The organism is Paenibacillus xylanexedens, from assembly GCF_007680605.1.
GTDB classification, from domain to species: domain Bacteria; phylum Bacillota; class Bacilli; order Paenibacillales; family Paenibacillaceae; genus Paenibacillus; species Paenibacillus xylanexedens_B.
Genome location: NZ_VEIO01000001.1, coordinates 2,091,874 through 2,115,676, shown reverse-complemented (window position 1 = coordinate 2,115,676; position 23,803 = coordinate 2,091,874). Strand labels below are relative to the sequence as shown.

At 43.5% G+C, this 23,803-nt stretch carries 23 protein-coding genes; 19 read left to right on the top strand and 4 right to left on the bottom strand.

Annotated features, from left to right (window positions below; translation table 11 throughout):
• Nucleotides 1-42: 42 nt before the first annotated feature.
• The 6 genes from FS818_RS09300 to glnA all read left to right on the top strand — a co-directional run bounded on the left by FS818_RS09300 (nt 43) and on the right by glnA (nt 6,385).
• Nucleotides 43-606, top strand: coding sequence for a ribonuclease FAU-1 family protein (locus FS818_RS09300; RefSeq protein WP_090916821.1), 564 nt, complete (start codon nt 43-45; stop codon nt 604-606).
• Between the two features lie 114 nt (nt 607-720).
• A complete protein-coding gene (locus FS818_RS09295) occupies nt 721-1,692 on the top strand; it encodes an AAA family ATPase (protein ID WP_145331563.1) in 972 nt (323 codons plus the stop codon).
• A 111-nt stretch (nt 1,693-1,803) separates the two neighbouring features.
• The gene (gene hflX / locus FS818_RS09290; RefSeq protein ID WP_145331562.1) at nt 1,804-3,090 is read left to right on the top strand and encodes a GTPase HflX; all 1,287 of its coding nucleotides are present in this window, start codon (nt 1,804-1,806) and stop codon (nt 3,088-3,090) included.
• An 86-nt stretch (nt 3,091-3,176) separates the two neighbouring features.
• Nucleotides 3,177-4,430, top strand: a complete 1,254-nt coding sequence (locus tag FS818_RS09285; RefSeq protein WP_145331561.1) for a methionine gamma-lyase family protein — start codon at nt 3,177-3,179, stop codon at nt 4,428-4,430.
• Nucleotides 4,431-4,512: 82 nt separating this feature from the next.
• A complete protein-coding gene (locus FS818_RS09280) occupies nt 4,513-4,926 on the top strand; it encodes a MerR family transcriptional regulator (protein ID WP_056689944.1) in 414 nt (137 codons plus the stop codon).
• A gap of 130 nt (nt 4,927-5,056) precedes the next feature.
• On the top strand, nt 5,057-6,385 hold the full coding sequence (gene glnA / locus FS818_RS09275) for a type I glutamate--ammonia ligase (RefSeq protein ID WP_145331560.1): 1,329 nt from the start codon (nt 5,057-5,059) through the stop codon (nt 6,383-6,385).
• 262 nt (nt 6,386-6,647) lie between these two features.
• On the opposite strand, the gene FS818_RS09270 is transcribed toward glnA, so the two are convergent.
• Together FS818_RS09270 and FS818_RS09265 are read right to left on the bottom strand one after the other, a co-directional pair.
• The gene (locus FS818_RS09270) at nt 6,648-6,989 is read right to left on the bottom strand and encodes a hypothetical protein (RefSeq protein WP_145331559.1); all 342 of its coding nucleotides are present in this window, start codon (nt 6,987-6,989) and stop codon (nt 6,648-6,650) included.
• Nucleotides 6,990-7,041: 52 nt separating this feature from the next.
• Nucleotides 7,042-7,353: a hypothetical protein gene (locus FS818_RS09265; protein ID WP_145331558.1), complete on the bottom strand. Its 312-nt coding sequence runs from the start codon at nt 7,351-7,353 to the stop codon at nt 7,042-7,044.
• A 504-nt stretch (nt 7,354-7,857) separates the two neighbouring features.
• Between FS818_RS09265 and FS818_RS09260 the strand changes: the two genes are divergently transcribed.
• Nucleotides 7,858-9,162 (top strand): aldehyde dehydrogenase, encoded by a 1,305-nt coding sequence (locus FS818_RS09260; protein ID WP_260989817.1) that lies wholly within the window; start codon nt 7,858-7,860, stop codon nt 9,160-9,162.
• A 156-nt stretch (nt 9,163-9,318) separates the two neighbouring features.
• Here FS818_RS09260 and lexA read toward each other — a convergent pair whose 3' ends face one another.
• Entirely contained in the window at nt 9,319-9,945 is a 627-nt protein-coding gene (gene lexA / locus FS818_RS09255; protein ID WP_090916776.1) for a transcriptional repressor LexA, read from the bottom strand.
• Between the two features lie 293 nt (nt 9,946-10,238).
• Between lexA and FS818_RS09250 the strand changes: the two genes are divergently transcribed.
• From FS818_RS09250 to FS818_RS09215, 8 genes are all read left to right on the top strand, one after another.
• Nucleotides 10,239-10,616, top strand: a complete 378-nt coding sequence (locus FS818_RS09250) for a LysM peptidoglycan-binding domain-containing protein (protein ID WP_145331556.1) — start codon at nt 10,239-10,241, stop codon at nt 10,614-10,616.
• Between the two features lie 95 nt (nt 10,617-10,711).
• Complete coding sequence (locus FS818_RS09245) at nt 10,712-10,921, top strand: DUF896 domain-containing protein (RefSeq protein ID WP_145331555.1); 210 nt, start codon at nt 10,712-10,714, stop codon at nt 10,919-10,921.
• Between the two features lie 180 nt (nt 10,922-11,101).
• Nucleotides 11,102-11,566, top strand: coding sequence for a hypothetical protein (locus FS818_RS09240; protein ID WP_145331554.1), 465 nt, complete (start codon nt 11,102-11,104; stop codon nt 11,564-11,566).
• A 27-nt stretch (nt 11,567-11,593) separates the two neighbouring features.
• A complete protein-coding gene (locus tag FS818_RS09235) occupies nt 11,594-12,385 on the top strand; it encodes an HAD family hydrolase (RefSeq protein ID WP_145331553.1) in 792 nt (263 codons plus the stop codon).
• A gap of 645 nt (nt 12,386-13,030) precedes the next feature.
• Nucleotides 13,031-13,960, top strand: a complete 930-nt coding sequence (locus tag FS818_RS09230; protein ID WP_260984617.1) for an ABC transporter permease — start codon at nt 13,031-13,033, stop codon at nt 13,958-13,960.
• A gap of 12 nt (nt 13,961-13,972) precedes the next feature.
• On the top strand, nt 13,973-14,845 hold the full coding sequence (locus tag FS818_RS09225; RefSeq protein WP_145331551.1) for a carbohydrate ABC transporter permease: 873 nt from the start codon (nt 13,973-13,975) through the stop codon (nt 14,843-14,845).
• Nucleotides 14,846-14,892: 47 nt separating this feature from the next.
• Nucleotides 14,893-16,527: an ABC transporter substrate-binding protein gene (locus tag FS818_RS09220; protein ID WP_260989816.1), complete on the top strand. Its 1,635-nt coding sequence runs from the start codon at nt 14,893-14,895 to the stop codon at nt 16,525-16,527.
• A 105-nt stretch (nt 16,528-16,632) separates the two neighbouring features.
• Nucleotides 16,633-17,307 (top strand): GntR family transcriptional regulator, encoded by a 675-nt coding sequence (locus FS818_RS09215; protein ID WP_145331550.1) that lies wholly within the window; start codon nt 16,633-16,635, stop codon nt 17,305-17,307.
• A 134-nt stretch (nt 17,308-17,441) separates the two neighbouring features.
• Here FS818_RS09215 and FS818_RS09210 read toward each other — a convergent pair whose 3' ends face one another.
• Complete coding sequence (locus tag FS818_RS09210) at nt 17,442-17,987, bottom strand: cupin domain-containing protein (RefSeq protein ID WP_090916759.1); 546 nt, start codon at nt 17,985-17,987, stop codon at nt 17,442-17,444.
• 178 nt (nt 17,988-18,165) lie between these two features.
• Between FS818_RS09210 and metH the strand changes: the two genes are divergently transcribed.
• The 4 genes from metH (at nt 18,166) to FS818_RS09195 (ending at nt 23,796) form a co-directional block, all read left to right on the top strand.
• Nucleotides 18,166-21,606: a methionine synthase gene (metH, locus tag FS818_RS09205; protein WP_145331549.1), complete on the top strand. Its 3,441-nt coding sequence runs from the start codon at nt 18,166-18,168 to the stop codon at nt 21,604-21,606.
• A gap of 76 nt (nt 21,607-21,682) precedes the next feature.
• Nucleotides 21,683-22,627, top strand: a complete 945-nt coding sequence (gene rnz / locus FS818_RS09200; RefSeq protein WP_145331548.1) for a ribonuclease Z — start codon at nt 21,683-21,685, stop codon at nt 22,625-22,627.
• A gap of 122 nt (nt 22,628-22,749) precedes the next feature.
• The gene (locus tag FS818_RS28745; RefSeq protein ID WP_186331680.1) at nt 22,750-22,914 is read left to right on the top strand and encodes a hypothetical protein; all 165 of its coding nucleotides are present in this window, start codon (nt 22,750-22,752) and stop codon (nt 22,912-22,914) included.
• A gap of 72 nt (nt 22,915-22,986) precedes the next feature.
• The gene (locus tag FS818_RS09195; RefSeq protein ID WP_145331547.1) at nt 22,987-23,796 is read left to right on the top strand and encodes a TIGR01457 family HAD-type hydrolase; all 810 of its coding nucleotides are present in this window, start codon (nt 22,987-22,989) and stop codon (nt 23,794-23,796) included.
• The last annotated feature ends 7 nt before the right edge of the window (nt 23,797-23,803 follow it).

The following is a 23,803-nucleotide window of genomic DNA, read 5'->3' as shown; positions in this document are numbered from 1 at the left end:
AAATGCAGATCATAGATCTGCAGTCGGCAAAGAGGGGTTCGTATGAAACGGAAATTCGGGGATCGCGCAAACTGGCGCCGGATTACGAACCGACAATTTACATGCCGGTTCGTTCAGTCCAAAATTTTCACAGGTTACATTACGCTGTACACCATACAGGATTTGAAAGAACCTCTGTGGAAGACGTATGGAGGTACAACTTTCTGTATCGCTGACAAGGGATATTCCTGGCTACAGTATTATCCGAAGGGAGAACACTTTGTTGTTACAGCGATGTTTGATGATCAGCAGCAAATTGTAGAATGGTACATTGATACTTGCCGTAGCCAGGGAATTACGGACCAGGGCGTTCCGTGGTTTGATGATCTCTATTTGGACGTTGTTGTGCTGAAGGACGGCGAGATCTTTTTGCTGGATGAGGATGAACTTGAGGATGCCTTGTCTCGCAAACATATTACAACCGGAGATTATGATCTCGCGAACAAAACGGCGAAGGAACTGCTTCATGCCATTGATGCTCATGTGTTCCCATACTTTCAGTTATCACTGAAGCACAGACAAACGTTGTTTGAGAACGGTGAGTTTCGCAAAAACATCCAGGTCTAAAACGAATTTTTTCTGACCGGAACTTTTCTTGTACATCCTTCTAATATCTGGACACCTGATAGAATACATTAATAATCAGGAGAGATCAGCCCGATAAAATAGAGGTGATGGCGAATGAACGGACGGGTCATGGCTGCAGGAGGGCAACCGGGAGGCAGACCATCCAGGCAAATTAATGTGGTATTGCGTAACCAAGAACCTCAAATACTCGCTAGAGATGAAGCACTCTCGGTGCAAGCGGCTAAAAGTATAACAAAGCATGCGCATTTTCAGGAAATTCAGGGTGAACTTGAGCAACTGGTTGGACTCGAAAATATCAAAGATTTGGTGTTCGAAATTTATGCGTTTCTTCAGATTGCGCAGATGCGCTCCGAGGCAGGTCTGCTAAGCGGTGCACACGTGTATCATATGATCTTTAAAGGCAACCCCGGAACGGGTAAAACCACGGTAGCCAGAATCGTAGCCAAAATGTTTCAGAAGATGGGCGTTTTGAACAAAGGACATCTTATTGAAGTGGAACGTGCTGACCTTGTGGGGGAATATATTGGTCATACGGCTCAGAAGACCAGAGATTTAGTTAAGAAAGCCCTTGGTGGCATTTTGTTTATCGATGAGGCATACAGTCTGGCTCGCGGCGGGGAGAAGGATTTTGGCAAGGAAGCGATCGATACACTTGTAAAATCAATGGAGGACCATAAAAACCAGTTTATTCTGATCTTGGCGGGATACTCGGAAGAAATTGATTTTTTTCTTCAAACGAATCCGGGTTTGCCTTCCCGCTTTCCGATTCAGGTTGAATTTCCAGACTATACGATTGACCAGTTGATCCAAATCTCGGAGATTATGGCCAAAGAGCGTGATTATATTTTGATGCCGCAGACCATACTCAAGTTAAAGCAACATCTTCTTCAGGAAAAGAATGATTCGTTGCATGCGTTCAGTAACGCAAGGTATGTAAGGAATGCAATCGAGAGATCAATTCGGCATCAGGCGGTTCGTTTGCTGGAGCAGTACTCGGATGGAAGTCCGGGTAAGCTGGAGCTGATGACTATTCGTACGGAGGATTTGAAGTTTGAACGAAAGTAAGCGATAATAACCTTTTAACAGAGCCGGCCGGGCTAACCGGTTCGGCTTTGACTATGCCACGGAGCTTTCGTGGTTTAATGTATTTATACGAGCAGGGGAGTGGGGATATATATGACAATTGGTACGCACGATACAGATACAACCAAAAAGGACCGAGCAATATTAGTCAGCCTGGTTACCGATGAAGTGAAGCGTTCAGGCATTAATCACGAGTATTCAGTACAGGAGCTTGTGAAGCTGGCTGAAACCGCAGGAGTTGAAGTTCTCAGTATATTAACTCAAAACCGGGAAACAAGGGATACGAAATGGTTTATCGGTAAAGGTAAAGTGGAGGAACTTCGTCTGGTTGCGGACGAGTTGGGAGCAACGACAGCAATATTTGATCAGGAATTATCTGGCGCCCAGGTCCGAAATCTGGAAGAGGCTTTGGATCTGAAAATTATTGACCGTACACAGCTGATTCTCGATATCTTTGCACAGCGTGCCAGTACACGAGAAGGCATTATTCAGGTGGAACTGGCGCAACACAGCTACTTGTTGCCACGTTTGTCGGGGCACGGTAAAAATCTATCACGACTTGGCGGCGGAATCGGGACAAGAGGCCCGGGTGAGAGCAAGCTGGAGACAGACCGTCGTCATATCCGGGGACGAATCGATGATCTAAAGCGTCACCTTGAAGAGGTCACACGTTATCGTAAACTGCACAGAGAGCGCCGTAAAAAAGCAGGGATTATTCAAGTTGCTTTAGTAGGTTACACGAATGCAGGTAAATCAACGTTGTTGAAGCAGTTAACCGCTGCGGATGTATATATTCAGGATCAGCTGTTTGCTACGCTCGATCCAACATCACGTACGATGGAGCTACCGAGTGGTAAAGAAATTGTACTGACGGACACCGTTGGTTTTATTCAGAATTTACCTCATGATCTGGTTGCGGCTTTCCGCGCGACACTGGAAGAAGCGAATGAAGCTGATCTGATTTTACATGTTGTAGACGCTTCATCCGAAATGCGTGACGATCAGATGAGCACAGTTAATGCCATTTTGCAGCAACTTGGTGCAGGGGACAAACCTCAGCTTGTTCTGTATAACAAAAAAGATGCCTGCACGCCGGAACAACTGCAGATGCTTCCTTTGGATAAAAAGCATATTAAAATAAGTGCACTTGATGAATCGGATTTGATCAAGGTTCGTGAATTGATTCAGGCCGAACTGACAGGCGATACGAAGCAATTCCGTATTCCGGCGGAACGTGGGGATCTGACATCTGTACTCTATAAAATCGGAGACGTTGTAGGAACGGAATATGATGAGAACGATGTCATCTATCAAGTCGAGTTACAAAAAGGTGAGTATAAGAAGTATGCATATTTACTCGAAGATTTCATCGAACTGTAATATTCATGACATATTAATGTGATAAGTCGACACGAGAATTGATTCGAATGCGTCAGTTTCGTGCTATAAAAGGGGAATGAAGCAAGATGGCAAGGTTTGATTCAACTATTCTAGAACTTCAACATCAGGTGGAACGTCAGATTGAGGGACAACTTCAGCAGGTTGATCGTATTGTAGATCACAATCAATGGAAGGTAATTGATGCCTTTCAGCGCAGAAAAGTAAGTGATTATCATTTTGCCGGCTCCACGGGGTATGCCTATAACGATCGCGGACGTGAGGTCCTCGACGAGGTGTATGCGGATGTGTTTGGTGCAGAAACGGCACTGGTGCGTCCTCATTTTGCCTCAGGAACACACACGATAAGTACGGCTCTGTTCGGCGTATTGCGTCCAGGAGACGAACTATTGTACATCACAGGTAAACCCTATGACACATTACACAAAGTAATTGGCAAACCTGGTGATGGAACGGGGTCTCTCCGTGATTTCGGGGTTGGGTATGCTGAAACTGAACTTACAAATGCAGGGCAAGTGGATTGGGAAGCGGTGGAGAAGTCTATTACGCCAGCAACGAAGGTTATAGGCATTCAGCGTTCTCGCGGCTACGACTGGCGTTCTTCGTTTACAATTGCGGAAATTGCAGATATGGTGGCACGTGTTAAATCGTTGAAACCAGACGTTATCGTATTTGTAGATAATTGTTACGGCGAATTTACGGAAGAACGCGAACCTACAGAAGTAGGTGTGGACTTGATGGCAGGTTCGTTGATCAAAAATCCTGGTGGTGGGCTAGCAGAAACCGGAGGATACATATGTGGTAAAGAGAAGTATGTACAACTGGCAGCGTATCGTTTGACTGCACCTGGTATTGGGGGAGAGGTCGGTGCTATGCTGGGGACAACCCGAGGCATCTACCAAGGACTTTACATGGCTCCAACCATTGTTGGTCAAGCGATTAAAGGAAGTATTTTTGCTGCGGCAATGTTTGCTGCATCCGGATTCGTCACCAAGCCTGCGTGGGATGAGCCGCGTACTGACCTGATTCAGGCGGTGCAATTCAGCTCTGCGGAGCATCTAATCGCCTTTGTGCAAGGCATTCAGCAAGCAGCAGCTGTGGATAGCCATGTTGTGCCTGAGCCTTGGGATATGCCTGGATATGAGCATCCTGTCATTATGGCGGCAGGTACGTTTATCCAAGGAGGAAGCTTGGAGTTATCCGCTGACGCACCGATTCGTGAGCCTTTTATCGGTTATATGCAAGGTGGATTGACTTACTCTCATGTTAAATATGGCGTTTTGATGGCATTACAAGCGATGAAAGATCGTAAATTATTGTGAGTTTATCTAACATGTCATTGACACTTTGTAACAACTAAATGTACAATAGGGTCAAGAATAGATGACTGGAAGGTTGATGAACATGGGCGACGAAATTCGCAGAAATATGGCCTTATTCCCGATCGGTATCGTAATGAAACTTACCGATCTGTCCGCGAGACAGATTCGTTATTATGAGCAGCATAGTCTGATCGTTCCTGCAAGAACTTCAGGGAATCAGCGTTTGTTTTCTTTTAACGATGTTGAGAGATTGCTAGAGATTAAAGCTCTGATTGAAAAAGGAGTTAACATTGCAGGTATTAAGCAAGTGATGAATCCTGTCTCGAAAGAGTCTGAAGAAGCAACGGTGATTACGCCGGATACGGAAGTTAAACGTAGAGAACTGTCCGATACGCAACTGCACCGCTTGCTGAAGCAACAGCTGGTGTCAGGCAAAAGACCAGGTCAAGTATCTCTCATCCAAGGTGAACTTTCTCGTTTTTTTAATAAAAAATAATCGGTTCACCTAACGAGGCGGGTGAGGTAAATTTCAAACTTCTGATGTCAGACTCCTTGACCCGTGGAACATTCTAATGTACAAATATAACATGCAAGCCAAATACGCAGATAAGAAAGGGAGAGGAATCATGAGTTACACAAAAGAAGACATTCTCCGCATCTCCAAAGAAGAAAACGTACGATTCGTTCGATTGCAATTCACCGACTTGCTGGGAGCGATTAAAAACGTTGAGATTCCTGTAAGCCAGTTAACTAAGGCTTTGGATAACAAAATGATGTTTGATGGTTCTTCCATTGAAGGTTATGTTCGTATCGAAGAATCCGACATGTACCTCTATCCGGATCTTGACTCTTGGCTTATTTTCCCATGGGTATCGGATAATCGCGTCGCACGTTTGATCTGTGACGTATATCTGCCAGATGGCAACCCATTCCCAGGTGATCCACGTGGCATCTTGAAGCGAAACCTGAAGGAAGCCGAAGAAATGGGATTCACTTCCTTTAACGTTGGTCCTGAACCAGAATTCTTCTTGTTCAAAACCGATGAAAAAGGAAATCCAACAAACGAACTGAATGACCAAGGTGGGTATTTCGACCTTGCACCAACTGATCTTGGTGAAAACTGTCGTCGTGATATCGTTATTACGCTCGAAGAAATGGGCTTTGAAATCGAAGCTTCTCACCACGAGGTAGCTCCTGGTCAGCATGAGATCGACTTCAAATATGCGGATGCATTGAAAGCGGCAGACCAGATCCAAACGTTCAAACTCGTTGTTAAAACGATTGCACGTCAGCATGGATTACATGCTACGTTTATGCCAAAACCGTTGTTTGGTATGAACGGTTCCGGTATGCACTGTAACCAATCCTTGTTCCGTGGCAATGAGAACGCTTTTGTTGACGAGTCGGACGAGCTGGGCCTGAGTAGCACTGCACGTCACTTCATGGCTGGAACGCTGAAGCATGCACGTGCGTTTGCCGCAATCACTAACCCGACTGTGAACTCATACAAACGTCTTGTGCCAGGTTACGAAGCACCATGTTACGTAGCATGGTCTGCAAGTAACCGTAGCCCAATGATCCGTATTCCAGCTTCACGCGGTCTGAGTACTCGTGTTGAGGTTCGTAACCCGGACCCAGCCGCTAACCCTTACCTCGCTTTGGCTGTTTTATTGAAAGCGGGTCTGGACGGAATCAAACGTGAGCTTTCCTTACCAGCTCCGATTGACCGCAACATCTATATCATGTCAGAAGAAGAGCGTGTGGAAGAAGGCATTCCTAGCTTGCCAGCTGACCTGAAAGAAGCATTGAACGAATTGATTCGCAGCGAAGTCATCTGTGACGCTCTCGGCGACCACGCCCTGGCTCACTTCTACGAGCTGAAAGAAATTGAGTGGGACATGTATAGAACACAAGTCCACCAATGGGAACGCGATCAATATATCACGTTGTACTAATCCCCGAATCCCTTGCGCCACCTGGCGTGAGGGGTTTTTCTTTTTGTGGGTAAAACATTTCTAGGTGAAATAATTTGTGAGTGCCCACAAAATGCCCGCATCCAATAAGATGCAGGAAAAATGCAAGAATAGCGCTCCTCATAGGAGCGCTATTCTTGCATTTAATTTACTCTATTGAGGGCTATCTAGCAGTAGCTACTCTATTTTAATAAACTCGACACAGGGGCATTAAAATAACCCCACTTTGTTTGTTCGTTAATAGCTAATAGCTTACATGAAACTTAAAAAGAATGATATAGCTACCATGGTTTGCACTTACAACTGTGAGCCCAGGTTGAATAGGAGTCACCAAAAAATCAGGGCCAATATCACAAGCGCCATCACTATAGATTACATCATAAGTGTAGCCGCTATACCATTGACCAGGCTGGCCTACTTTTAGGTAAATGTCTCGCTCGAAAAACGCTTGAGGTGCTGTCACTTGGGAAATTTCCGATAGCGATAAAACAGATGCTGAAATACTAGTATCCGCAGAGAAGGACGTAGAACCAATTGAAACACATGCAGATACAGCTAATAAGCTAGCAAGTAATTTCTTTATCATACAATCTTCGCTCCCTTTTATTATGCTCATAAATTCATTTTAAAAGAATAAATTATTCCATCTTAGTTACGTAACCCTCATAGTTTCCATAATATAATCCGTTTGAAAAGGTAGTAGATGTTAATGTTAGTCTTCCATACCAAACCCCATCAGCATAAGTGTAGGTCTGTGGAACATAACTTGCATTTCCATATTTATTGTTAACGTCTGAGTATCGTACATATTTCTGGGTTGCCTGAATCGTAATACTTTGTGAAGTTAATGAATCTTGAGAAGAAGGTGAAGCGGCAGCAAATGATGTTGGAACAGCGACGATTGCCACAATAACAGTTAAAGCTCCAAGTGAATACATTTTCTTTTTCATACAAATACCTCCTAAAATTTGTAATGAATTAATGAAAATTCACTCTTAAAAACTACCATATTATTCAATGTAAAATAATAACATTTATTACACGGTTTACTATATTTATCCTCAGATAACATCCAAACATATATGAAGATAAAATAAGAAAGTCAAAAATCAATATGTCAAGCCTCTGCATTAAATAAATTAGAAGGTATGATTTATATTTGTGCAAAGTAAATAGTTATATTATTGTGAAATCTCTAAATGAAAACTAAACTCAAATAAGAACATGGAGAGTCAGAAGTATGATAAATTCAATGTCTGAAAAATTCATAAAAGAGTTAAGAACATACAAGCAATCGCTGAAAAAATAAAGAAGTATGCGTCATGCTTTCCACTTATTTTGTCTTTTGACATGTGTCCTGTTTCAAAACTATGTTGATAGTTTCATATATAAAAGATATAATTGATTTAATTTTGAACAATATAATTTTTATAAATTAATTGGAGATGATATTTTTGGAACACCAAGCGAAACAACTTGTGACTACACAACGTACGTTTTTTAATACAGGACAGACTAAACCAGTGGAGTATCGGATTCAGGCTTTGCAAAACTTGAGAGAAGGGATTGAGAAGTACCAGCAACGTATTCTGGATGCGCTTCGTGCTGATCTTAATAAATCAGAGGCTGAAGGATATGGCTCGGAGATTCGCATTGTATTGGGTGAATTGGATTACACGCTGGAACATCTGCGTGAGTGGGCTACACCACGTAACGTCCCAACGAGCTCGGCAATGCCAGACGCGGTTAGTACGATTTACCCTGAGCCTTATGGAGTTGCTCTGATTATCGCACCTTGGAATTATCCGTTCCAACTGGCGTTTGGGCCGCTAATCGGTGCAATTGCTGCAGGGAACTGTGCTGTGATCAAACCTTCTGAGCTTACACCAGCGACGTCTCGTTTAATGAACGATCTTATCCAGGACATATACCCTGAGGAGTACATTGCTGTTATGGAAGGAGAGGTTGAAACGAGTACAGCACTGCTTAATGAGAAATTCGATTATATTTTCTTTACAGGCAGCACAGGGGTTGGTCGTATTGTCATGAAAGCTGCAGCAGAGCACTTAACTCCAGTGACGTTAGAGTTAGGCGGTAAAAGTCCAGCCATTGTGCATCAGGATGCTGATCTGAAACTGGCAGCACAACGTCTTGTGCGTGGTAAATTTCTGAATGCAGGTCAAACCTGTGTTGCACCGGACTATTTAGTAGTAGATGAACTGGTACATGATCAACTCATGGAGGAAATCAGAGCCGAGGTTCGCGATAAATTTGGGGATGATGTGATGCAAAATAAAGATTTTCCCCATATCGTTAACGCACGTAACTTTGATCGTTTGTCCGCTTTCCTTACGAATGGCAAGACTTTAATGGGGGGGCGTTCAAATCGGGATCAGCTTATGATTGAACCGACAGTTATTGGCGATGTTGATTGGGACTCGCCAGTAATGCAGGAAGAAATCTTTGGACCTATTCTGCCCGTATTTACGTATCGTGATTTGAATCCAATGCTCGATGAAATCGTACGTCGACCTAAACCACTCGCTTTGTATTTGTTTACTGAGAATGAAGCATTACAGGAGCAGGTATTGAATCAGGTTTCTTTTGGTGGAGGCTGTGTTAATGACACTCTATCTCACATGACCTCGCATTATTTGCCATTTGGGGGTGTGGGAGAGAGTGGCATGGGTTCTTACCATGGACAACAAAGCTTTGAAGTATTCTCACATCACAAAAGCATTTTGAAACGCACTAAATGATCTCTTGTTCCGCATTCAATTATTAGAGTAGTTTGTTAGTAAATGATATGACTGCAACTATTAAAGCAAAAGAAAGAGGTTGTCCTGTTGATCAGGGCAACCTCTTTCGTATTCTATCAGGTAGAACGTATTAGCAATTTATTAAACTAATATGCATTAATGAATATCGCGGAAAAGACCAATAACCTTGCCTAGAATACTAACGTGTTTCAACCGCAATGGTTCCAATGTTGCATTTTCCGGTTGAAGGCGAATGTGATCCTTTTCCTTATAAAAAGTCTTCACTGTTGCTTCATCGTCCTCAGTCATGGCAACGACAATGTCCCCATTATCAGCAGTTTGTTGCTGACGAACGATTACATAGTCTCCATTAACAATACCGGCTTCAATCATACTGTCTCCAACAACGGAAAGCATAAATACTTTCTGTTCCCCTACATAATGTGTAGGAAGAGGGAAATAGTCTTCAATATTTTCAGTTGCCGTAATCGGCACACCAGCTGTTACTTTACCCACGACCGGAATTCGTGCAACGCTGTGGGCGAACTGATGAGAATGCTCAGACTCTTCCTGGCTTAACAATTCAATCGCTCTTGGTTTGGTTGGGTCACGTCTAATTAACCCTTTCTTCTCCAAACGATCCAAGTGTCCATGCACTGTGGAACTGGAAGCCAGTCCAACGGCTTCGCCAATCTCTCTTACGGAAGGAGGATACCCCTTCAAACGGACTTCATTTCGTATAAACTCCAGGATAGCCTGTTGCCTGCTGGATATCTTCGACATACCGTATCAACCCCATTTTAGTAACGTTTGGGAAAATTATAACATAGAACCTCCGTTCGTACAAACATAAGTTCTAAAGAAATCATACTATTTTTATATTATTTTCGATTCAGACTCATTAGTTTTTTGGAAAAGAGAGTTTAATTGTTCTTTACGAAAATTTTCAATACGAAAAAAGATGTTTTAATGTCGGAAAAAGAGCGAACAATTGTTCTAAAAAAGTCTTGAACAAAACAAATGTTCGTGTTATATTGATTTCAAGAGATAGGAACAAACGTTTGGAGGCGGGGCAAATGAGATATTCTACGTATCAGAGCATTTACGAACCGGTAAATTCAGAAGCAGTAAAGTCTAATATAGGGCAATTCAGAACGTTCGTGACACGTCTTAAGTTCACTAAGGGATTGATTAAACTGGCAATTGCTTCATTAATTATCTTTATTGGATGTAGTACAGTGCTAACTGTCTTTGCTGGTAACGAGAATGATCTACTACCTGGCGGTAAGATTGCTGTATCACAAGGAGAAACATTGTGGAGTATTTCTTTGGAACATAAACCAACGTCGATGGATACACGTGTATATATAGAAGCAATTAAAAAAGTGAATCAGCTTGAATCAGCAACAATCCAGACAGGACAAGTTCTAATATTACCTCAGTTTGTTAAATAAGATGCTGATCACTGTGGGTTATCGCGTACCAACTTGACAAGCCGCCTTTCTCATGTCAAAGTTAATATGACTTTGTATTTTTGGAGGGGACAAGCTTGGATATAGATAGTCTGGTAGCACGTATTAACGAATTAGCTCGCAAGCAGAAATCCGCTGGACTCTCAGAGGAAGAACTTGCTGAACGTGCCAAGTTGAGAGAGATTTATTTGGGTAACATTCGTAACAACTTCAGACAGCAACTCGATTCAATTGAGATTGTTGACGACGACAAAGGCCAAGGCCACCAAGGCAAACTCAAACATTAATTTATGAAACCTAAACATATCTTTATGATATTTAGGTTTCTTCATGTTAGCTGGGGATGCTTACTATAAGGGGGAACATCGGTTTGCAAAGTAATTGTGTAAGCCGATACAAGACACATAAGGGGGATTCACATGTCGCGGCGTTCGTTCGAGAGAACGGTTCGGAAAAATTCGAAGCAATTGAATCAGCAACGTAAAAAAAGCGGTCAACCAATCACAGGAAATCCAGGTGAGGATATTTATAAAGGCAGGAGCCTTTTGTTCCCCATCTTTTTAATTGGTTTGGCGTTTTTGTATCTGTTCATGAGTACTTTTTTAGTAAAAGCACCGATGACAACCTGGGATTGGGTTACAATGCTTCTCTATGTATTTTTGGCTGTCATTTTTATGTTGCGCCGTCCTTACATTAAAATTAGCAGTAACCGAATCATTACAACAAAGGGGAATCGTGAGAGGTCTATCGGGGTTGACGATATTATCAAGTTCCGATTTGAGCCGGGCACTGTTGTTATTGAACACAACAGCCGTGGAAAAAGATGGGTTTTCACAAAGTTGTTAAATCGTTACGATACAGAAGCAATTACCGAGCGCTTGCTGAAATTTGCAAAGGCACACCAGATTACCGTAGAAACGATTGATAAGTAATTAACGTGTAAAGGACGGATGATCGGAATGGCGTTGAAAGCAATTATGTTTGACCTGGATGATACTTTATTATGGGACGAGCGCAGTGTTCGAGAAGCCTTTCATGAAACTTGTCTAATTGCAACTGCAGAAACAGGTGTTAATGCTGAAGCTCTTGAAGAAGCTGTTCGTAACGAAGCACGTGAACTATATGAATCTTACGAAACGTTTCCTTTTACCAAAATGATTGGGATTAACCCATTTGAAGGACTTTGGGCGAACTTTACGGGAGGAGAACAACCGGAATTTCGTCAGCTTGAACAATTGGCTCCAATGTATCGTAAGGAGTCTTGGCGCCGCGGTTTACTAAAGCTGGGTGTCGATCAAGAGGAGCTTGCGGAGCGCTTGGCCTCACAGTTTGGTGCAGAACGTAGATCGAGACCTCATGTATATGAAGAAACGATGGATACGTTGCGTCATTTGCAAGGAAAGTACAAATTGTTACTTTTGACGAATGGATGTCCTGCTTTACAGCAAGAGAAGCTTGATGGTGTTCCGGAGTTATCTCCTTTCTTTGATGAGATTATTATCTCAGGTAGCTTTGGTAAAGGTAAGCCAGATCCATCTATTTTTGAGCACGCGCTAAGTAGACTGGGTGTTCAGCCAGAAGAAAGTATGATGGTGGGCGATAAGTTAACAACAGATATTCGTGGTGCGTTGTCTTCAGGTATTCGTGCAGTATGGATTAACCGCGAGAACAAAATAAATAATGAAAATTACTCACCAAACCACGAGATTAAACATTTGTCTGAATTAGAGGGGCTTATCGCAAATTTTTAAAAACATAGATGACATAAAATCTTCGCGCAAATAGCTGTTCAATTAACATTGGTTATAACATGAATGATCGTTTGTTCATGTATCGTAACCAATGTTTTTTTGTTTTAATTCAATCCATTTAAGAGTGTTTTTAATGCATTGTTAGGGGCGATTATTTAAAATTTTAATGAAAAGTTATTGAAATTAAAAAAAAGCTGCTTTAGAATACAACTAACATACTAGTATAACTAGTTTTATATTTCTACAATATTTCGATACCATTCACTGATTAAACTAAAAGTACATTTTCAGATGCATGACAAAACGAACGAAATTGAATTATGCATGAAAGAAGAAAAAGGCGAATGATTTAATCATCATTTTGTAAGCGCTTTATATAATAACTGATCAATTCAACGACATTCAAGAAATGTAGGTTCATTCAGGTTTCGCATGATTGAATATGCTTGGATATACATATATTTCAAATTGATACCGTTTACATTTCTGATTTCGTAGTGGGAGGTGAACCGAATAGACAGATATCCTCTACAACACGTGGAGAGAGAAATCCTTGTCAAACAACGACAAAAGCATCTTTTTTAATCAAGTATGGATCGGAGTGAAGGACACATGGAGTCAGAAACATCTAAGGCAACGATACCGATGATATCTTCACGCAAAGAAAGCAAGTTGCGAACAGCTACCATATTGATTCGTAAAGATTGGCAGTTGTACTCGCTACTCGTTCTTCCCATCATTTATCTGATTATTTTCAAATATGGCCCGATGTTAGGCAATATAATCGCCTTTAGACGGTTTGTACCGGGTGGCAGTATTTTTGGAGAAACCTGGGTTGGGTTAAGATATTTCAAAATGTTCATTGAGGACCCAACGTTCTGGCGAGTTTTCAGTAACACACTTATGCTTGGCGGGCTTTCGTTGTTATTTACATTTCCCGTGCCGATTATTTTCGCACTGATGCTTAACGAGGTGAAGAGCAAAAGATTCAAAAAATTTGTGCAAACAGCATCGTATCTGCCTCACTTTTTATCCATTGTTATTGTAGCCGGTATGATTCTGCAATTAACGGCAGTGAATGGTTCGATCAACGGTCTGGTTGCATTTTTTACTGGCGATCACATTCCATTCATGCAACGTGCAGAGTGGTTCAGAACTATCTATATCTCTTCTGAAATCTGGCAGGGTATGGGTTGGGGAGCTATTTTATATCTGGCAGCGCTAACTACGATTGATGAATCTTTGTATGAAGCAGCAAGAATCGATGGAGCGAATCGCTGGAAGCAAACGATCCATGTAACCATTCCAGGCATCTTGCCAACGATTGTTACGTTACTGATTCTAAACATGGGGAACTTCCTGGCTGTAGGCTTTGAAAAAATCTTGCTTTTGTATAATCCGCTTATTTATGAGACTTCCGATGTAATATCGACTTATTTGTATCGTGTAGGTCTTGAATCCAGCAACTTCAGTTATGCTACGGCCATTGGTTTGTTCGAATCGGTCATAGGACTAACTCTGGTATTCACTGTAAACGCTATCTCACGCAAACTGACACAACGAAGTTTATGGTAAAGGAGGAACACTATGCGAGAATCACGATCATACAAGGTGTTTAAGGTGTTTAATGTAACATTCTTGCTATTTATTGTTTTTATTACACTATATCCATTCCTGAATGTTGTTGCGCAATCCTTCAGTAGTGAAGCGTACATTAACTCAGGTAAGGTAAGCTTGTTCCCGAGAGGGTTCAATGTTGAAACGTATAAAACCATTTCAAAGGACAACATGTTCTGGTTGAACTATAAAAATACGATCATTTACACAGTGGTAGGGACTATAATCTCGATGTTTATGACGACGATTTTTGCTTATGCATTATCTAAAAAGAGATTGATGGGGCGTAAATTTCTGACCATGTTTGCCGTGTTTACGATGTTTTTCAGCGGGGGTCTTATTCCTAACTATGTTCTGATCAATTCCCTTGGATTTAATAACACCATGTGGGCACTGGTTGTCCCGGGTGCAATCAGCATATATAACATGCTCATCATGAAATCCTTTTTTGAGAACATGCCAGAAGAGTTAGAGGAAGCAGCGGCCATTGACGGATTGAACACATACGGTATTTTGCTTCGTATCATTTTGCCTCTCAGTAAAGCGGTCATGGCCACGATGGTGCTGTTCTACGCTGTTGGACATTGGAACTCCTGGTTCCCTGCCTTCTTGTATTTGGACAAAAAAGAGCTGTTTCCGGTCACGATCTATTTGCGTAATATGATTGCCGGAGCAACGAGTGGTGCCACTGCGGGAGCGACCTCTGCGGACAATCTCACGCAGATTGCTGCCAACATCAAATCGGTAACGATGGTGTTAACGATCCTGCCTATTTTAACCATCTATCCATTTGTACAGCGATATTTTGTAACCGGTATCATGCTGGGTTCTGTTAAGCAGTAACCTTTTCACACATAGGTTTGGAAACTAAACAAAAGGGGATGAATGGATTGAAAAGAAAGCCTCGTAAACTGATGGGTAAGATGATTCTGGCAATGACCATGTCGGCTGTACTTACTGCTTGTAGCAGTGGTGCCGGGACTGGCCCGGATGTTACCGAAGTGGGCACGAAATCAGCCATGGAGAGTTATAATGTGGGCGAAACATTCAAGGCGACGGAACCATTTAATCTTTCTATTTTGTATAGTGATCATCCGACGTATCCTTATAAAAAAGACTGGCTGTTATTCAAAAAAATATCGGAGATGACAGGAGTTACGTTGGAGCCAACCATCGTGCCGATGAGTGACTATCCACAGAAGCGATCGCTGTTAATCAGTTCTGGAGACGCTCCGCTCGTTATTCCAAAGACTTATCCGGGTGAAGAGTCTGCTTTCGTATCTTCTGGAGCGATTCTGCCGATCAGTGATTACATTGATTTGATGCCAAACTTCAAGGACAAAATTGAAAAGTGGAAACTCGAACCTGAACTTGAGGGACTGCGTCAGGAGGACGGCAAGTATTATGTCTTACCGGGATTACATGAGGAAGTATGGCCTGATTATACACTGATCATAAGAACAGATATTTTTAAAGAAAATAATATTGCCATTCCTACAACCTGGGATGAACTGTATACCGCGGCAAAAAAATTAAAAGAAATCTATCCGGACTCCATTCCATTTTCAGACCGTTTCAAATTCAACAGTACACTTGGCATAGCAGCTACGGGTTTTGGGACTAAGGCTGGATGGGGATATGGAAATGGCTTGACCTACAAAGCCGACCAGGATGAATTTGTGTCCACGGCAACGACGCCAGAGTACAAGGAATTGCTGACGTTTTTTAACAAAATGGTTGCAGAAGGACTCCTTGATAAGGAAAGCTTCACGCAAGACGATGATCAAGCTACTCAAAAATTCGTTTCGGGTAAATCATTTATTATTAACGGTAACTCACAGACACTTGTACTGCATCGAAATGATATGAATAAAACGTTGGGTGAAGGGAAATTCTCGATTGCTAAGATCACAGTTCCGGGAGGGCCGAAAGGGCAGTTGATGTCGGGTTCCAGACTCGAAAACGGTGTGATGATTTCCGGGAAGATTAAAGATAGTGACAATTTCAAAGCTATTTTACAATTTATCGATTGGTTGTATTACAGTGATGAAGGGCAGGAATTTGCGAAATGGGGCGTAGAGAACGAAACGTATACCAAAGAAGGCGGCAAACGTAAGTTGGCTGATGATATTAATTACAATGGTTTGAACCCTAAAGGCACGAAAGACCTTCGCGTTGACTTTGGCTTCTCTGGCGGCGTATTTGCTTACGGAGGTACAACGGACCTGCTTCAATCCATGTTTAGCGAAGAAGAACTTGTGTTCCAGAAAAATATGAAAGAGATCAAAGAAGTGATTCCGGCTGAACCGCCTATCCCATATTCTTCCGAAGATCGTGAACGTGTAACACTAATGAGCACGCCGCTTAAAGACTACACAGACCAGAATACGTTGAAGTTCATAATAGGTGAAAGAAAGTTATCCGAGTATGATACATTCCTAAAGGAGCTGGAGAGTCAGGGCTTGTCCAATTATGTGAAGATGGCGAACGACACTTATAAGACGTATAAGGAAAATAAACAATAATTTATATGATTGGAAGCCGAGCTACCGTTTCGCTAAAGTTATTTATGTGGAGCGGTAGTTTGTGCTAATATGAAAGGAATATGGCTGAGAGAAAGAGGTCAAGGCATGGCATTTAATCAGAAAACAAGAGGCTCTACCAGGGCATATTCTTATAATTTGCTCAAAGAACGAATTCTTCATCTGGAGCTTGAACCAGGTACTAAAATTTCTGAAAAAGAGATCGCAGATGAATTACAGGTGAGCCGCACACCAGTACGAGAAGCTTTTATGAAGCTTGCCGAAGAAGAACTACTGGATATCATTCCACAGAGTGGCACTATTGTTTCGCATATTAACCTGGACCATGTGGAAGAAGGCAGGTTTATGCGCGAGAAGATGGAGAAGGAAATTGTCATGTTAGCATGTACTTCGTTTGATGAAGAGTACATGTTCAAATTAGAAACCAACATTGCTATGCAGGAAGTTTGCATTGGGAAAAAGAACTTCTATCGACTGTTCGAATTGGATGAGGAATTCCACCAGATTTTGTTTCAGGGCACTGGAAAGCTGCGGACGTGGAAAATGTTGCAACAGTTGAACATGCCATTTAATCGATTAAGGTTACTCCGTTTAGCAGAAGACTCGAATCTTGAAGTGATTATCTCTCAGCATAAAGACATTCTAAGGCTGGTTACAGAGCGTCAGACGGAGGAAGCGGCACAGGTCATGGAAGCGCATCTCAGGCTTGTAGTATACGAGCAGGAGATTTTAAAGGACAAGTATCCTCACTATTTCATCTAGTGCTTAATTAAGAGGCAGTAACTCCAGTGCAAACAACGGATTACACTTAAATAGCGAATAGAGTGCATCATCACAGTAACCCCCGACTCTTATGAGCAGGGGGTTAATTAAGCATGTTAACTTTTTAATAAAAGTTAGGCGTTTTTGATAAACGTTGGATCAGGATACGGATCGGCGATCCAGCCATCTTTTTCAATGAACAAGCGAACCGCAATAATCTGTTTGTTCTCCATTAAGGTGAAGAAGTGCGGTGTGTTTTCAGGAACGGAAATAACGTCACCCGGAGACAATTCTACATTAAAGTAACCTGTATCATCAGTTGCTTTAATGACAAAGATACCTTTACCCGCAACAATTGCACGAATCTCATCTTCCGCATGTGTATGGATCTCTTCGAACTTGGCCAGCTTCTCTTCGATGTCTGGTGTTTGCTCGGAAAGGGTGATAACATCCCAGATTTGATAACCACGGCGTGCCGCCAGGTCTTTGATCTCATAATCGAAGGTTTCTAAAACTTCTTGCTTCTGATCATCCGTTAAGCCGAAGTTGTTCTGCAGTTCAGTGTTTAATTTGGAAGCGTCCCACTTCTCATATAATACGTCATATTTGTTCAAGAAATTTCGAACGTTCTCGTCTCCAGTGATTCGTTCGTTCGTATTTCGGATAACAATTTCAGCCATGCGCTTTCCCTCTTTTCCACTTGGATTAATTGATATTATATCGGATTGCTCAAAATTTGTCGATTCACAATTCTGCTTCATTCCTGCAAATCCGCGACCTTTCGGGAGCAAAACCGATCTTTCACATTAAGTAAGTTTCTGTTAAACTAAGATTTAACGTTTTGCGGGGGTGAAGATATTGGATAAGCTTAGTCTACACGATGCATTAAAACAACGAATATTAATCCTCGACGGCGCAATGGGGACAATGATTCAACAAGTGGATCTGACCAGCGAAGATTTCGGCGGCGAAGATCTGGATGGATGTAATGAAATGTTGGTGCTAACCCGCCCAGACTTGATCCAGCGTATTCATGAGGATTACCTGGAAGCTGGTGCCGATTTAATCGAAACCAATACATTTGGTGCAACTTCAGTTGTACTAGCTGAATACGATATTCAAGATCGTGCACGCGAAATAAATCTCGAAGCGGCCAGAATCGCGAAAGCTGCGGTAGACCGTTTCTCCACACCTGAGTCACCACGATATGTGGTCGGAGCGATGGGGCCAACAACCAAGACGTTGTCTGTGACTGGCGGGGTGACATTCCAAGAGCTGGTGGACAGTTATTTCGAGCAGGCCCTTGCTTTAATAGAGGGAGGCGTTGATGCGCTACTGCTTGAAACCTCACAGGATACTCTCAATGTCAAAGCAGGAAGTATTGGCATTCAGCAAGCGTTTGATCAAAGTGGCATTAAGCTACCTCTTATGATCTCAGGAACGATTGAACCTATGGGTACGACTCTGGCCGGTCAGAACATTGAATCTTTTTATATATCCCTAGAACACCTTAACCCAATTTCGGTGGGACTAAACTGCGCGACAGGTCCGGAGTTTATGCGTGACCATATTCGTTCTTTGTCTGGCATGGCTTCTGTAGCTGTGAGTTGTTATCCGAATGCAGGTCTGCCTGACGAGAATGGTAACTATCATGAATCACCGGATTCACTTGCGCAGAAGATTGGTGCTTTTGCAGAACAGGGCTGGTTGAACATTGCAGGAGGATGCTGTGGAACAACCCCAGCGCATATCCGTGCCATGCGTGATACACTTGCCAAGTACCCCCCAAGGGAATTGAACGGAACACACCCGCCTGCATTGTCAGGAATTGAACCGGTATATGTCGAACAGGACAATCGTCCTTATATGGTTGGTGAGCGCACCAACGTGCTTGGTTCACGGAAATTCAAACGACTAATTGTCGAGGGCAAGTATGAGGAAGCTTCCGAAATTGCCCGGGCTCAAGTGAAAAACGGAGCACACATCGTTGACGTCTGCGTACAGGACCCTGACCGCGAGGAAACAGAAGATATGATCAAGTTCCTTGAACTTGTTGTCAAAAAGGTTAAGGTTCCGCTGATGATTGATACGACAGACGCGGCGGTTATTGATACAGCGCTTCAATATTCTCAAGGTAAGGCAATAATTAACTCCATTAACCTTGAGGATGGAGAAGAGAAATTTGAGCTCGTAACACCTTTGTTGCATAAATATGGCGGAGCCGTAGTTGTCGGAACGATTGACGAGCGTGGTCAGGCGATCAGCCGCGAGGACAAGCTTGAAGTAGCCAAACGTTCCTATGATTTACTGGTGAATAAATACGGCTTGAAGCCTGAAGACCTTATTTTTGATACACTGGTCTTTCCGGTAGGTACGGGGGATGAGCAGTACATCGGATCTGCGAAAGAAACGATCGAAGGTATACGTATCATTAAAGAAGCGTTACCAGAGTGCCATACCATCTTGGGTATTAGTAACATTTCCTTTGGTCTGCCTGAGGCAGGTCGTGAGGTGTTAAACTCTGTTTTCCTGTACGAGTGCACCAAAGCAGGTCTGGATTATGCCATCGTGAATACAGAAAAGCTGGAGCGTTACGCATCCATTCCGGAAGAAGAACGCAGACTCTCGGAAGAGCTTTTATATAATACGAATGATGATACGCTGGCTGCGTTCGTAGCCGCTTTCCGTAACAAAAAGGTAGAGAAAAAAGAAAAAATATCGAACCTTTCATTAGAAGAACGTCTCGCATCTTATGTAGTCGAAGGAAGCAAAGAGGGTTTGTTGCCCGATCTGGAGCAGGCTCTCAACAAATATTCAGCGCTTGAAGTCATCAACGGTCCGTTGATGCGGGGCATGGAAGAAGTCGGACGTCTCTTTAACAACAATGAGTTAATTGTCGCGGAGGTGCTTCAGAGTGCCGAAGTTATGAAGGCTTCAGTCGCATATCTGGAGCAGTTCATGGAGAAGAACGAAACTTCTGTTAAAGGTAAGATCATTCTCGCCACCGTTAAAGGGGACGTACATGATATCGGTAAAAACTTGGTAGAGATCATCTTGTCCAACAACGGTTACCGGATCATTAATTTGGGTATAAAAGTACCACCAGAGCGTATTATTGAGGCATATAGAGAAGAAAAAGTGGACGCTATTGGCCTCTCAGGTTTGCTCGTTAAGTCTGCTCAGCAGATGATCCTTACCGCTCAGGATCTGCGCACGGCTGGTATTGATGTGCCAATCATGGTAGGTGGAGCGGCATTGACTCGTAAGTTTACCAAAAACCGGATACGCCCTGAATATAACGGCATGGTAGTCTATGCGAAGGATGCAATGGATGGTCTGGATCTGGCCAATAAGCTGATGAATCCAGTAACTCGGGAAGTGATGCAGGCTGAGATGGATGCGGAAAAAGAAGCCGATGCTTCAAATGCGGGAGAGGTTCAAGCACTACCCGAGTTAACCCGGGTAGAACGCTCAGCCATTTCAGCTGATCATCCAGTGCTTGTACCCCCTGATCTCGAGCGTCATACATTGCGGAATTACCCGTTATCACACATCCTGCCTTATGTGAACATGCAGATGCTACTCGGGCATCATTTGGGACTTCGTGGTTCAGTAGAGCAATTGCTCGCTGCGGGTGATCCTAAGGCAACGGATTTGAAGGCGGTCGTTGATGGCATTATGCAAGAAGCGGTTCGTGACGGAATCATTCAGGCTCATGCGATGTATCGTTTCTTCCCGGCGCAGTCGAGCGGCAATAGCGTCATCATTTATGATCCGCAAGATACGAGCAATATCCTGCATACCTTTACGTTCCCACGCCAGAAGGTGGAGCCGTTCCTGTGTCTTTCCGACTTCCTGAAGCCAGTTGAATCCGGTGAAATGGATTACGTGGGCTTCCTCGTTGTCACTGCGGGACATGGTGTGCGCGAGCTTTCGACGGCATGGAAGGATCAAGGGGATTATCTACGCTCGCATGCGTTGCAGTCTGTAGCACTGGAAGTGGCGGAAGGGCTGGCAGAACGTGTGCATCACATGATGAGGGATATCTGGGGTTTCCCAGACCCGGCTGATATGACGATGAAACAACGTCATGGCGCACGTTATCAGGGGATTCGAGTATCCTTTGGGTATCCGGCTTGTCCGGATCTGGAGGATCAGGGTCCGTTATTCAAGCTGATGCAGCCTGAAGATATCGGAGTAGAGTTGACGGAAGGTTTCATGATGGAACCTGAAGCATCGGTGTCCGCCATGGTATTCAGCCATCCGCAGGCCAAATATTTTAACGTCGAAAAAGCATAAATTGATAAGTTGTTCAGGCAAGCCCTCCGCATGGTCGGAGGTTTTTTGCTGGCAACAGAAAGAGGTGCGATCCAGAATGGAACTATATTTCCTGGGAACTAATGCTGGTGTACCTACGCTGCAACGGAATGTAACGTCCATCGGACTACGCATGTTGGATGAGCGCAGAGCGCTGTGGTTGTTTGACTGCGGAGAAGGGACACAGCACCAGATTTTAAGTTCTCCGCTTAAACTAAGCAAATTGGAGAAAATATTTATTACCCATCTGCATGGTGACCATGTGTTTGGATTACCTGGTTTGCTGTCAAGCAGGGCATATCAGGGCGGAACGACTCCGCTCACGGTGTATGGACCACCAGGGACGGAGCGCATGATTGCAACAACGATGGAGATTAGCCAGTCTCGTTTGAATTATGATTTGAATATTGTGGAGCATACAGGCGGGGTACTGTTTGAAGATGACAGCTTTATCGTCGAATCGGCCCTGCTCGAACACCGTATTGACAGCTATGGATATCGGATTACGGAGAAAGATCGTCCAGGTAGTCTTGATCCGGCTAAACTAGCAACGTACGGTCTGAAACCAGGCCCATTGTTTGGGCGGTTAAAGCGCGGAGAGACGATTACACTGGATAGTGGTGATACGGTTCGTCCTGAGGATGTTTTGGGAGCACCGAAACGTGGAATGGTGATTACGATTCTGGGTGATACGCGTCCTTGCGAAAACGTGAAACCTCTGGCTCAGAATGCGGATGTTCTTGTACATGAAGCGACGTTTATGCATGATCTGGCCGAAACTGCTCATGAGTACTATCATAGTACGTCCAGACAAGCGGCGGAAGCGGCTCTAGCGGCAAATGTGGGTCAGCTCATTATGACTCACTTCAGTTCCCGTTATAAAGATGAGGAACAGCTTCAGCCATTACTCGAAGAAGCCAAGAGTATCTTCCCGAACACAAGACTTGCGAACGAGCACCAACTGATTTCTGTGGTTCATGGGAAGCATGATTCTTCGCTATAAAGCGGTGGCCTTGATTCATGACGCAGGCTATATCAACAACCGGCGAGTGAGACGGGACTGAGGGAGAAACGTTCCCGAGGTCCCTTTTGCAATCTGTTCAGAAAGCGTGTAGGATGGGCAATATGAGTAGGGAAATTTTCCGAATTATTTTCCGGGAAAGCGCAGGAAATGACAAGCTTGTACAGAAGGCGCGCGAGTTAAAACGTCCGTGTTCGATCCGGTTCGACTTGTTGTGTGCTCCTTACTATGAGACTGAACCATCCTACATGTTTGAATACATAGTATAAAGGTTTGTTTGCATCGCCTGATTTTGTTAAGGGGATGAAATGTTAACAGAATGGAGAAAGGAAGTGCAATGTATGATTAAGGCCTATCTGATCGATCTGGATGGTACATTGTATCATGGCAGGCATCGTATTGATGGAGCCGATGAGCTGATTCGAACGTTGCGAAAGCAGGGAGTTCCTTATTTGTTTGTAACGAATAATTCTTCCCGTACACCCCAAGGTGTGGCTGATCATTTGAATGGCATGGGGATAGAAGCGGATGCTTCCGAGGTATGTACCTCTGCGGTTGCCGCGGCCGAATATGTTGCTGCAGATTTTCCCGGCGCGAAGGTGGCATGTATCGGGGAACTCGGGCTGTTACAGGCCATTGAAGAAGCGGGTTTAATTCTGACGGAGGCTGAGCCAGATGTTGTGATCCAAGGAATCGACCGCGAATTTACCTATCAAAAATTAACGAAGGCACTCCGCTGGATTAATGGGGGAGCTAAGTTTGTTATGACTAACCCTGATCTTCAGCTTCCGGCTGATGATGGATTAACGCCCGGCGCGGGCACGATTGGGGCTGCGATTGAGGCGGCTACTGGCGTGCAGCCAACGGTGATCGGTAAACCCTCAAGCATTATTATGAGATCAGCCATCCGCCGGTTGAACTTGAAGGCAGAAGAAGTGGCTGTTATCGGAGATAATATGCGCACGGATATTGCTGCAGGCGTGGCAGCAGGCTGTGAAACGATACTTGTTCTTACAGGCATTACTACACATGAAAATATGGATGGACATATTCAAGCTGCGAAGGCGCGTCCAGATCATATTTTTGAAGATTTGCATACACTGACTGCATGGTTAGCCCAAAAGGCAGGCCAGGCTTCCAAGAAGGAGTAGATAAAGA

Bases quoted from the DNA above. Each gene is read 5' to 3' on its own strand.
- FS818_RS28745 (WP_186331680.1), top strand. From the start codon at position 22,750: ATGAGTAGGGAAATTTTCCGAATTATTTTCCGGGAAAGCGCAGGAAAT.
- FS818_RS09300 (WP_090916821.1), top strand. From the start codon at position 43: ATGAAACGGAAATTCGGGGATCGCGCAAACTGGCGCCGGATTACGAAC.
- lexA (WP_090916776.1), bottom strand. From the start codon at position 9,945: ATGTCGAAGATATCCAGCAGGCAACAGGCTATCCTGGAGTTTATACGA.
- FS818_RS09210 (WP_090916759.1), bottom strand. From the start codon at position 17,987: ATGGCTGAAATTGTTATCCGAAATACGAACGAACGAATCACTGGAGAC.
- hflX (WP_145331562.1), top strand. From the start codon at position 1,804: ATGACAATTGGTACGCACGATACAGATACAACCAAAAAGGACCGAGCA.
- FS818_RS09230 (WP_260984617.1), top strand. From the start codon at position 13,031: ATGATATCTTCACGCAAAGAAAGCAAGTTGCGAACAGCTACCATATTG.
- FS818_RS09250 (WP_145331556.1), top strand. From the start codon at position 10,239: ATGAGATATTCTACGTATCAGAGCATTTACGAACCGGTAAATTCAGAA.
- rnz (WP_145331548.1), top strand. From the start codon at position 21,683: ATGGAACTATATTTCCTGGGAACTAATGCTGGTGTACCTACGCTGCAA.
- FS818_RS09270 (WP_145331559.1), bottom strand. From the start codon at position 6,989: ATGATAAAGAAATTACTTGCTAGCTTATTAGCTGTATCTGCATGTGTT.
- FS818_RS09215 (WP_145331550.1), top strand. From the start codon at position 16,633: ATGGCATTTAATCAGAAAACAAGAGGCTCTACCAGGGCATATTCTTAT.
- FS818_RS09265 (WP_145331558.1), bottom strand. From the start codon at position 7,353: ATGAAAAAGAAAATGTATTCACTTGGAGCTTTAACTGTTATTGTGGCA.
- FS818_RS09195 (WP_145331547.1), top strand. From the start codon at position 22,987: ATGATTAAGGCCTATCTGATCGATCTGGATGGTACATTGTATCATGGC.
- FS818_RS09295 (WP_145331563.1), top strand. From the start codon at position 721: ATGAACGGACGGGTCATGGCTGCAGGAGGGCAACCGGGAGGCAGACCA.
- FS818_RS09235 (WP_145331553.1), top strand. From the start codon at position 11,594: ATGGCGTTGAAAGCAATTATGTTTGACCTGGATGATACTTTATTATGG.
- FS818_RS09285 (WP_145331561.1), top strand. From the start codon at position 3,177: ATGGCAAGGTTTGATTCAACTATTCTAGAACTTCAACATCAGGTGGAA.
- glnA (WP_145331560.1), top strand. From the start codon at position 5,057: ATGAGTTACACAAAAGAAGACATTCTCCGCATCTCCAAAGAAGAAAAC.
- FS818_RS09280 (WP_056689944.1), top strand. From the start codon at position 4,513: ATGGGCGACGAAATTCGCAGAAATATGGCCTTATTCCCGATCGGTATC.
- FS818_RS09225 (WP_145331551.1), top strand. From the start codon at position 13,973: ATGCGAGAATCACGATCATACAAGGTGTTTAAGGTGTTTAATGTAACA.